At 42.2% G+C, this 10,632-nt stretch carries 10 protein-coding genes and 2 pseudogenes; all 12 read left to right on the top strand.

Translation table 11 applies throughout. The features are described 5' to 3' along the window. Positions 1–200: 200 nt before the first annotated feature. A pseudogene (locus B5E84_RS15765) lies at positions 201–1,489 on the top strand (SNF2-related protein); the annotation flags it as partial. After that, positions 1,479–1,724, top strand: coding sequence for a hypothetical protein (locus B5E84_RS15760; protein WP_242963411.1), 246 nt, complete (start codon positions 1,479–1,481; stop codon positions 1,722–1,724). The pseudogene B5E84_RS15765 and the gene B5E84_RS15760, both read left to right, overlap by 11 nt. Before the next feature lie 32 nt (positions 1,725–1,756). Then, entirely contained in the window at positions 1,757–2,173 is a 417-nt protein-coding gene (locus tag B5E84_RS15755) for a sigma factor-like helix-turn-helix DNA-binding protein (protein ID WP_087224466.1), read from the top strand. A 124-nt stretch (positions 2,174–2,297) separates the two neighbouring features. After that, positions 2,298–2,657 (top strand): HNH endonuclease, encoded by a 360-nt coding sequence (locus B5E84_RS15750; RefSeq protein ID WP_087224464.1) that lies wholly within the window; start codon positions 2,298–2,300, stop codon positions 2,655–2,657. Positions 2,658–3,040: 383 nt separating this feature from the next. Beyond that, positions 3,041–3,418, top strand: coding sequence for a helix-turn-helix domain-containing protein (locus B5E84_RS15745; RefSeq protein ID WP_242963410.1), 378 nt, complete (start codon positions 3,041–3,043; stop codon positions 3,416–3,418). A gap of 4 nt (positions 3,419–3,422) precedes the next feature. Continuing rightward, on the top strand, positions 3,423–4,241 hold the full coding sequence (locus B5E84_RS15740; protein ID WP_087224462.1) for an ImmA/IrrE family metallo-endopeptidase: 819 nt from the start codon (positions 3,423–3,425) through the stop codon (positions 4,239–4,241). 10 nt (positions 4,242–4,251) lie between these two features. Then, positions 4,252–5,058: a hypothetical protein gene (locus tag B5E84_RS15735; RefSeq protein ID WP_087224460.1), complete on the top strand. Its 807-nt coding sequence runs from the start codon at positions 4,252–4,254 to the stop codon at positions 5,056–5,058. Positions 5,059–5,147: 89 nt separating this feature from the next. Beyond that, complete coding sequence (locus B5E84_RS15730; protein ID WP_330374277.1) at positions 5,148–5,618, top strand: phage terminase small subunit P27 family; 471 nt, start codon at positions 5,148–5,150, stop codon at positions 5,616–5,618. Then, positions 5,618–7,243, top strand: coding sequence for a terminase large subunit (locus B5E84_RS15725; RefSeq protein ID WP_204248602.1), 1,626 nt, complete (start codon positions 5,618–5,620; stop codon positions 7,241–7,243). The genes B5E84_RS15730 and B5E84_RS15725 overlap by 1 nt, the downstream gene beginning before the upstream one ends. A 12-nt stretch (positions 7,244–7,255) precedes the next feature. Beyond that, the gene (locus B5E84_RS15720; RefSeq protein WP_087224456.1) at positions 7,256–8,584 is read left to right on the top strand and encodes a phage portal protein; all 1,329 of its coding nucleotides are present in this window, start codon (positions 7,256–7,258) and stop codon (positions 8,582–8,584) included. Next, positions 8,581–9,315, top strand: a complete 735-nt coding sequence (locus B5E84_RS15715) for a head maturation protease, ClpP-related (RefSeq protein WP_087224454.1) — start codon at positions 8,581–8,583, stop codon at positions 9,313–9,315. The genes B5E84_RS15720 and B5E84_RS15715 overlap by 4 nt, the downstream gene beginning before the upstream one ends. 41 nt (positions 9,316–9,356) lie before the next feature. Beyond that, positions 9,357–10,571 (top strand): annotated as a pseudogene (locus tag B5E84_RS15710) (phage major capsid protein). The last annotated feature ends 61 nt before the right edge of the window (positions 10,572–10,632 follow it).

The raw sequence follows: 10,632 nt of genomic DNA, 5'->3' as shown, positions 1-10,632 counted from the left end.
GCAGGCATCGTACAATCTAAATATCATGAGGAAGTTATCAATAAGTATCTTAAAAATGATAGAGGTAGGGAATAAACCATTAAGCCTGAAAAAGAAACGGTATGCAATCGGAACAAACCTCGAAAAACATTTGGAGCAGATCATAAATCTGTAAAATTGGGGATGAAAACGGGGTTTGGTTGAAGAACACATTCATGCGTTTGTCGTGTGGTAAGACCAGTATTACATTGACAGCCATTGAGCAGCTTGTATATGACAGCTTTGATGTGAGTAAGGTTCTGGTGGTAGCGCCACTGAGAGTAGCAAGAAATACCTGGAGTGATGAGATTCATAAGTGGGATCATCTGAAACACTTAAGATATTCCATTGTTCTTGGCTCTGCTACAGAGAGAAAAAGGCTCTGGAAGCGGATGCAGATATTTACATTATTAATCGTGAAAATCTGCAGTGGTTAATTGAACAAAGTGGAGCGAATTTCTTCTGGGATATGGTAGTGTTGGATGAATTATCAAGCTTTAAGAATTGGAACAGTAAACGTTTTAAGGCGTTTATGAAGATTCGACCAAAGGTGAAAAGGGTAATCGGATTGACTGGTACACCTTCCAGCAATGGTTTGATGGATCTGTTTGCAGAATTCAAATGTCTGGATATGGGAGAACGACTTGGTAGATTTATCAGTCAGTATCGTGTGAATTATTTTGTGCCGGACAGGATGAATGGTCCGATTGTTTATTCTTATAAGCTAAGAAGTGGAGCTGAAGAACAGATTTATGAGAAGATTTCCGATATCACGATTTCCATGAAAGCCTTGGATCATCTTCAGATGCCGGAGCTTATCAGTAATGAATATACGGTTTATATGAATGATGAGGAAGCGAAGCTTTATGCAGATATGGAAAAGAATTTATTTGTTCCTTTGAAAAAGGGAGAGATTACAGCAGCAAATGCAGCAGCTCTTTCAGGTAAACTTCTTCAGATGGCAAATGGCGCTGTATATTCTGATGATGGTGAAGAAATTGTAATTCATGATCAGAAGCTGGATGCTTTAGAAGACATGATCGAAGCAGCAAATGGCAGACCTGTGATGGTAGCTTACTGGTTCAAACATGATTTAGCAAGGATTATGCGAAGGCTTACTGAGAAAAAGATTCCTTTTGAAAAGCTGGATTCTGAGGAAAGCATTAGAAAATGGAATCGTGGGGAACTGCCGGTGGCGTTAATACATCCGACTTCTGCCGGGCATGGTTTGAATTTGCAATCAGGTGGAAATACATTGATATGGTTTGGGCTGACCTGGAGTTTAGAGCTATATCAGCAGACGGTGGCAAGACTTTGGAGACAGGGACAGACTGCGGGGACTGTGGTGGTTCAGCATATCATTACTGCTGGAACAATAGATAAAGATGTTATGAAGGGTTTGAAAAATAAGGATATGACACAAAACAGATTGATTGCAGCAGTAAAGGCGAGGGTGACACATGGCAGGTAAGAATCAAATAGATGATCCATATGAAAGACTTGCGAATGCGATTATTCTGAATGCGGTTGCTGATTACAGAGCCGCACTTAAAAAGGTAAAGCGCAATCCCAAGAGCAAGGCAGCAATAGATGAAGCATTACAGCTAGAGAAGTTTTTTAGAAGTTCGTGGTATCGACAACTGACTTCCGTTGATGGAGAGTTTCTGATCCGTAAGTTTCAGGACGAAATAAGACAATCAGAGTAAATCCGAGGAAAATAACTTTTCGGAGGTGGCTTATGACAGCTAAGGAATATTTGAAGCAGGCGTACCTGTTGGATAAACAGATACAGGTTGAGGTGAAGGAACTGGAGCAGCTTCGCGAGATGCGTGGCACGATCCAAGGATGTTCTTATGGAGAAAAGATTGGGACAAATCCCAATAGAAATCTGGAAGCACCATTTATTAAGACCATTGAAAAGATATGGGATTATGAGCAGAGGATTGATACCAAAATAAATAGACTGGTAGATCTTCGTTCAGAAATTAATGGTGCGATTGAGATAATGGAGAATCCGGAGGAAAGACTTCTTCTTAAGTATCGTTATCTGAAAAATGAAAGCTGGGAAGATATTTCCTATGAATTAAATGTATCCTATAGAACCGTACATCGTATCCATGCATCGGCATTAAATAATTTTGTTGTACCAGAATAAGGTTGGCACACTTTGACCCAACATGACATAAGCATATATGTTATTATGATAGTGTCGAAAGTAGGACAAGACAAAGCGCCTTGAGGGAGTAATCCTTCAGGGCTCAAATTAGTAGGAGGTGCGTATGCCAAGAAGACCGAATATATCGTGTAAACATCCTGGCTGTGCAGCACTTATTCCGCATGGTCAGATGTATTGCGAGGAACATAAGCCTTTACACACAAAGGACAGAGCCCATGCAGCAGAGCGTGGTTATGGTGCCAAGTGGCAGCGTGAGAGAAGAAAGTTCTTAGAGAGCAATCCATTCTGCGTGAAATGTTATGAAGAAGGTCATGTTACTATGGCTACTGTCGTGGATCATATCGTTCCGCATCGTGGAGACCAGAAACTCTTCTGGGATAGGTCGAACTGGCAGCCTTTATGTGAGCATCATCATAATGTAAAGACGATGACCGAGGATAGATTTAAGGAATATCGGTTCTGATGAAGCGAGGGTAGGGGGTATTTGAATCTTCGCAGGCCTTAGGCTACAAGACCGGCGCCCCCTTTTCTGTGTAAAATCGCGAAATGAAAGATGGGGGACATTACTATGCAAATGCAATGTATCGTAATGTTCAAAAGTCGTTGCAGGTATCTTTTTTTGAAAAACAAATAATACTATCATTGTAAAAAAGAGTTTTCGTAATGTTATTGAAAAGTTCCACCGTGCTGTTTCAATGTTATTAAGTCTACAAGTGTTGCGAATATAGGAACAAAATAGAATGCAATAAAGAAGCGGAGTCAAGAAAACGTTGACTTTTTCTGGCACTGCGAATATAATGAAAGTGTAGAAGAGAGAAAATGCTTTGAATTATGTTGGAGGTAACGATGATGGTAAAGGCAAGCGAGATTATTAGCAACAATATAATGAATATTATGAAACAGAACGGAAAAAAGCAGATTGATCTTGCAGACTATCTCGGGGTGTCCAAGCAAGTGATAAGCAAGATGCTTACCGGTGGAAGGATGATTAATGCAATTGAACTGCAGAAAATTTCGGAGTTCCTGGGTACTTCCATGGAGAATCTTGTTAAACCCCCAGCAGCGGCTGTAGAGACGAATGCGGTAAAGGCTTTTATGGGAAAGGTGGAGTCTCAGGAAGCAAGGGATGGACTTGGAATTGCAGATGAGATTGCAAATCTTATTTGTTTTTATGCACGTACTCGTGAAAACGCTGAGGAAATGATGAAACCATGGGAGGCTTAGAACTATGTGCCGAGTTTTGGATAATAGTCTTTATATTAAAGACAGAAAGAAATATACAAAAATAAGCGAATGTGCAACAAGTTTTAATTCGCTCTATAATAAGAATAATATTATTCAGGATGATATCTTCAACGTGTTGGAGAATTATGTGACACGACATGATATGCCCTTTGATATGCTGAGATATCCTATTGAAGATGCCGATTTGTGTGCATGTACTTTCATTCGTAAAGGAAGAATGTTTGTTATGGTTAATTCTGCATTGCCATTATCAAAGCAGATATTTGCAACAGCACATGAATTGTATCATATTTATTGCTATTTCGAGGAGCATGATTCCGCATTATTACAATCTGGGTCAATTTTGGCATCTGGTATTATAGATGAAGAAGCAAAAGAGATTGAGGATATGGAAGCAAATGCTTTTGCAGCTATTTTACTGGCTCCAAAGGAGCGGCTTGATGAGCAGACGGATGTGTACAATTTGTCATATAAAGATATTTCAGTGCAGACAGTGCTTAAGATAATGGACATTTTTGCAATTCCTTATAAGGCAGCGGTACTTCGTCTCTTGGAGGAAAACAAGATTGATGTTAAAGCTGCAAAGAATCTTTTGCAAGTTGAAGAAAAGGAAATTTGCAGGCAAATGGAACTTACGGGAAAAGCTGCACGCTGGCAGGAGATACCTAAGGATTTCATTAGATTTGGAAGCTTACCTGAATTGATGTATGATGTGGAGCAGTTGGATGCTGTTCGCGATGAACGGTTAGCAAGTGATAAGAGCAGATTGAGTGAAATTATGAAAAGTTTAAGAAAACAGTGAGGTAGTGCCTATGGAAATGGACAAAAAATATGCCTTGCTGGATACTGACTTTTTGTATAAATCACATTTAGCAAGAAATGCAAAAAATCATACGCTGACAGACTTTGTAATGGAATTTGCGGAGTATGAGTTTTTCTGTCATGAAATGATAAAGAAAGAACTGAGCAGACATGAACTGAATCCGGATCCGAATCCTTGGCTTGAAGAGAAAATTAAAGCAGGAAAAGTGAAATTGTATTCGGATCGAGAGATCATAAGTGAATTAGGAAAAATATACGGAGAAGAAGCAACAAGCGTATATTTAGAGTTACTGGAAACGAGTTGCGATACTTTTAATGTCAATTTTTATAAACAGTACTATGGTTCTTTGAATGAGATGGAGAACCTGAACGATGTTGAGGCCTTTTTGGCGGCATTAAAAGATTGTGATGATAATGTTCCACATAAAAAGGGACTAGGCGAGAAAAAGACCTATGTATTAATTCAAATGATGGAAGTGCTGTATGGTAATCGGGTGTATATATTCTGTTCAGATGATTTTAAAGCAAGACAGAGTATTGCAAGTTTAGAAACGCCGGTTCATTGTATCAGTATCTTAGGTGTATTCTATAAGCTGATGAAGATGGGAAAGAAAAAATCTGAAATGCAGGAATATTACGATCATTTATCTGCGTTTTTGAAGAAGCAGACGGAATATAAGGTTTGGTCGATATCTGGTCACCAACGAGATAGTGTGCCGATTAAACAAGTGTTTGATGAGATATATGATGAAAAGTTTCAGATGTTGCGGAACGGAGATTTGCAATACATAAAGTAATATGTTAGATAGTATGTAACAAAGCCTTGAGGAAAAGAAATCCTTCAGGGCTTTTCTTATGCAAAAAATTAAGGAAGGAGGGTATGACCATGGCAGGAAGAAAGCCAAAGCCTACAGCAGTAAAGAAGTTGGAGGGTAATCCTGGTAAGAGAAAATTGAATACAAAAGAGCCAATTCCGGCAAAGGGAATGCCCAACTGTCCGGAATGGTTATTACCTGAGGCTAAGAAAGAGTGGGAACGCCTGGCTGACTTGATGAATCAGATGGGGGTTCTTACAGAAGTGGACATGGCCGCATTTGCTGCATATTGTCAGTCTTATGCCAGATGGAAGGAAACTCAGGAGCATATTGATTCTGGGGGGTCGACTTTTGAAACGGATAAAGGATATCAGCAGCAGACATCTTGGGTTGGTATTGCAAATACAAATCAGAAGTTAATGCTACAGGCGGCATCCGAGTTTGGGCTTACGCCTTCATCCAGATCACGTATTGTGGCTGGTAGTACAAAGGGTAAGGAGCCGGAAGATGAGATGGAGGCATTGCTTGGGGGTGATTCTTAATGGCAAAGGAACTAAGACCAAAGGGATATCCAAAGCTTAAGAATTATAAACCTTCTCAGTTTATGCTTCCGACTTCTCACTATGACAAGAAGAAAGCGGACAGAGCAGTTACTTTTATTGAGAATCTTTGCCACACGAAAGGCAAATGGGCCGGAACACCATTCTGGCTGTTGCCGTGGCAGGAGCAACTTATAAGAGATATTTTTGGAATTGTAAAACCAGATGGGAACAGGCAGTTTCGTACTGCGTTTGTGGAAATATGTAAGAAGGTAGGAAAGAGTGAATTGGCTGCGGCTGTCGCTCTTTATTTATTATATGCAGACAATGAGCCAAGTGCGGAAGTGTATGGTGCAGCAGCTGACCGTCAGCAGGCATCTATTGTATTTGATGTGGCGAAACAGATGGTGGAGATGTCACCGGCTTTGATGAAAAGAAACAAGCTGATGGGAGCCACCAAGCGTATTGTGAATTACAGTAATGCCGGCTACTATCAGGTGCTGTCGGCTGAGGTTGGTGGTAAGCATGGATTTTCGGTAAGTGGCTTGGTATTTGATGAAATTCATACCCAGCCGAATAGGCAGTTATATGATGTACTTACCAAGGGTTCGTCGGATGCAAGACAGAATCCGTTGCATTTTATTATCACGACTGCAGGCAATGACAGACATTCTATTGCATATGAGCTTCATACGAAGGCGGTGGATATTCTGGAAGGCAGACGTGTGGACCCGACTTTCTATCCTGTGGTTTACGGGCTTAAGGATGATGAGGACTGGGAAGATGAAGCGAATTGGTACAAGGTCAATCCTTCTCTTGGATATACCGTTGATATTGAAAGGTTGAGGGATGCGTATAGAGAAGCAAAGCAGAACCCAGCTGATGAAGTCATATTCAAATGGCTTCGATGCAATATGTGGGTCAGTTCGACCGTTGCATGGATTCCTGATGCGATTTATATGAGAGGCAATGAGCCGATTGATATGGATGCGCTTGCTGGCAGAGATTGCTATGCGGGCCTGGACTTATCCAGTACCGGAGATATTACAGCATTGGTACTGATATTTCCACCAAGGAATGAAGATGAGAAGTATGTACTTTTGCCGTACTTCTGGATTCCTGAGGAAACCATTCCAAGAAGAGTGAAGGCTAATTCTGTACCATATGACATCTGGGAAAAACAGGGCTACATCATGTCTACCGAAGGAAATGTGATTCATTATGATTTCATCGAGAAGTTCATCATGGACTTATCGGAGAAGTATCACATTTTGGAAATCGCAGTGGATAGATGGAATGCGACTCATGTGATCCAGAATCTGGAAGATAATGGTTTTACAATGGTGCCTTTTGGACAGGGCTTTGCTTCTATGTCAGCTCCGACGAAGGAATTTTACAGACTGCTTATGGAAGGAAAGATTATTCATGGCGGTCATCCGGTAATGAGGTGGATGGCAGGAAATGTAGTAGTTGATACAGATCCAGCCGGAAATATAAAGGTGACGAAAGCGAAATCGAAAGAAAAGATTGATGGCATTGTTGCTGCAATCATGGCTTTGGATAGAGCAGTCAGACATGATGGCGAAAGCGGAAGTGTCTATGATACAAGAGGGCTATTGGTGTTTTGATAAGGAGGCTTTATGGGATTTTTGAGTAATATATTCCGGGGCAGGGATGCTCCCGCAAACAGAACATCAGGAAGTGCGTATTCCTTCTTTATGGGTGGTTCGACTTCCGGTAAGAGGGTAAATGAGAGAACTGCGATGCAGATGACGGCGGTGTACTCCTGTGTGAGGATCTTGTCAGAGGCTGTGGCAAGTTTGCCACTGCAGTTTTACAGATACAATGCAGATAGTGGTAAGGAAAAGGCGGTGGATCATCCGCTTTATTTTTTGCTCCATGATGAACCGAATCCAGAGATGACTTCCTTTGTATTCCGTGAGACCTTGATGACACATTTACTTCTGTGGGGTAATGCATACAGTCAGATTATCAGGAATGCGAGAGGGGAGATTATTGCTCTGTACCCGCTGATGCCCGACAGGATGGAAGTGAATCGTGACCAGGATGGCCAGATTTATTATGAGTACTATCTTAGTTCAGATGATGCGCATACCATGAAGGGAACATCGGTAAGATTGCAGGAACAGGATGTACTTCACATTCCGGGCTTAGGCTTTGACGGTCTGGTGGGATATAGTCCGATTGCGATGGCAAAGAATGCAATCGGTATGGCAATCGCCTGTGAAGAATATGGTGCTAAATTCTTTGCAAATGGTGCTGCTCCATCTGGTGTGTTAGAGCATCCGGGTACTATCAAAGATCCAAGCAGAGTAAGGGAAAGCTGGCAGGCAACCTTTGGTGGTTCTGCCAATGCAAACAAAGTGGCTGTGTTGGAAGAAGGTATGAAATATACACCGATTTCCATCAGTCCGAATGAAGCACAGTTTTTGGAAACAAGGAAATTTCAGATTGATGAGATAGCTCGAATCTTCAGAGTGCCGCCACATATGGTGGGTGATCTGGAGAAGTCGAGCTTTTCTAATATTGAGCAGCAGTCCTTGGAGTTTGTGAAGTACACCTTGGATCCGTGGGTGGCAAGATGGGAGCAGGCGATGGTTAGAGCCCTTCTTACACCGGAAGAGAAAAAGAAGTATTTCTTTAAGTTCAATGTGGACGGTTTGCTTCGAGGTGATTACCAAAGCCGAATGGCCGGGTATGTGACAGCAAGACAGAAGGGCTGGATGTCAGCAAATGATATCCGCGAGCTTGAGAATCTTGACCGCATTCCTGCAGAGGCAGGTGGTGACCTTTATCTTATCAATGGAAATATGACCAAATTGGAGGATGCAGGTATCTTTGCTGCAGATGGTGGCAGTACGTCGGATGATGCTGTGCCAGAGCAGAAGAAAGGGCAACCACCAGATGAAGGTGGTCAGCAGAATAAAAAATATGGAGGTATGCGATGAAACGAAAGTTTTGGAACTGGATAAAGAATCAGGATGAGAGCGGCTCTATGATGAGAACGATCTTTTTGAATGGAGAAATATCAGATGAAACCTGGTATGGGGATGAGGTAACACCGAAGATTTTTAAGGATGAGCTTGAAAGTGGTACAGGTCCGATTTCTGTATGGATTAACAGCCCTGGCGGTGATGTGTTTGCCGCAACCCAGATTTGCAACATGCTGATGGATTATCCATACGATGTGACAGTTAAGATTGATGGTCTTGCGGCTTCGGCTGCATCCGTGATTGCAATGGCTGGCACAACTGTCGAAATGAGTCCTGTGGCAATGATGATGATTCATAATCCGGCCACGATCGCAATCGGAGATTCCGAGGAAATGAAGAAGGCGGTGAAGATGTTGGACGAAGTAAAGGAGTCCATCATGAATGCCTATGAGATTAAGACTGGGCTTTCCAGGGACAAGATTTCAAAGCTTATGGATGCAGAGAGCTGGTTCAATGCGAAAAAGGCAGTAGAGCTTGGCTTTGCAGATAAGATTCTTTTTGCCGAGGGGCAGGAAGGTGTAACTGGTGGAGAAACAGAAGAGGACATTAAAGTTGGAGTAGTTATGTTTTCGAGACAGGCTGTGACAAATTCTATGTTGTCCAAGCTTATCCCACCGAAACAAAAGACAGAGAAACGTACTCCGGTAGATCAGCTGGAGAAGAGACTGAGCTTGTTATCACATTGATAGTGGGCTATTTACATTTTAGAAAATGGAGGATTTTCATTATGAGTAAGATTTTAGAACTTAGAGAAAAAAGAGCAAAGGCCTGGGATGCAGCAAAAGCGTTTTTAGATGCCAAGAGAGGCGCAGACGGTATGCTCTCCGAGGAAGATACTGCGACCTATGACAAGATGGAACAGGATGTTATGAATTTAGGTAAGGAGATTGAGAGACTGGAGAGACAGGCTGCGATTGATGTATAGCTTTCTAAGGCTACCAGCACTCTAATTGTCGGAAAGCCGGGTGCAAAGATGGGTAAGGATGAAAAGACAGGTCGTGCTTCTGATGAGTACAAGGGTTCCTTCTGGAATGCCATGAGAGCCAAGGCTCCTTCTGCAGCAGTGTACAATGCATTGCAGGTAGGTACAGATTCTGAAGGAGGTTATTTAGTTCCTGATGAATTTGAACATACACTGGTTGAAGCTTTGGAAGAGGAGAACGTATTTCGTACTCTTGCGAAGATTATCAATACTTCCTCTGGTGACAGAAAGATTCCGGTTGTGGCAACTAAAGGAGAAGCTTCCTGGATTGACGAAGAAGGTCTTTATCAGGAAGACGATGATGCATTCACGCAGGTATCTATTGGTGCTTACAAGCTTGGTACTATGATTAAGATTTCTGAGGAGCTTCTTAATGACAGTGCCTTTGATCTGGAAAGCTACATCAGCAGAGAGTTTGCAAGACGTATCGGTGCCAGAGAGGAAGATTCCTTCTTCAATGGTGATGGTACAGGTAAGCCTCTTGGTATTCTTGCAACAAACGGTGGTGCTGAGATTGGTGTTACGGCAGCGAGTGCCACAGCCATTACTGCAGATGAAGCTATCGATTTATTCTATAGTCTGAAGTCTCTCTATCGCAAGAAGGCAGTTTGGGTATTGAATGATGCTACAATCAAGGCAATCAGAAAGCTTAAGGATAATAACAATCAGTACTTATGGCAGCCTTCCTTAGTTGCCGGTACTCCGGACACGATCCTTGGAAGACCTGTAGTAACCTCTGCTTATATGCCTACGGCAGCGGCTGGAGCAAAGACAATCGCATTTGGTGATTTCAGCTACTACTGGATTGCAGACAGACAGGGCAGAAACTTTAAACGTCTCAACGAGCTTTATGCTGCAAATGGTCAGGTTGGTTTTCTTGGAAACCAGAGAGTGGATGGTAAGCTTGTGCTTCCTGAGGCGATCAAGGTGCTTCAGCAGAAGGTCGGCGCTACAGGCTAAAAATGATTAATGCCAGGCCCGTGGATATCTTCGGATGACCATGAAAGCTTACTGTTTGCGG

Source organism: Lachnoclostridium sp. An14 (assembly GCF_002160755.1).
Classification (GTDB): Bacteria; Bacillota; Clostridia; order Lachnospirales; family Lachnospiraceae; genus Lachnoclostridium_A.
The sequence above is the reverse complement of the archived record's forward strand: the minus strand, read 5'-3'. Positions and strand labels throughout refer to the sequence as shown.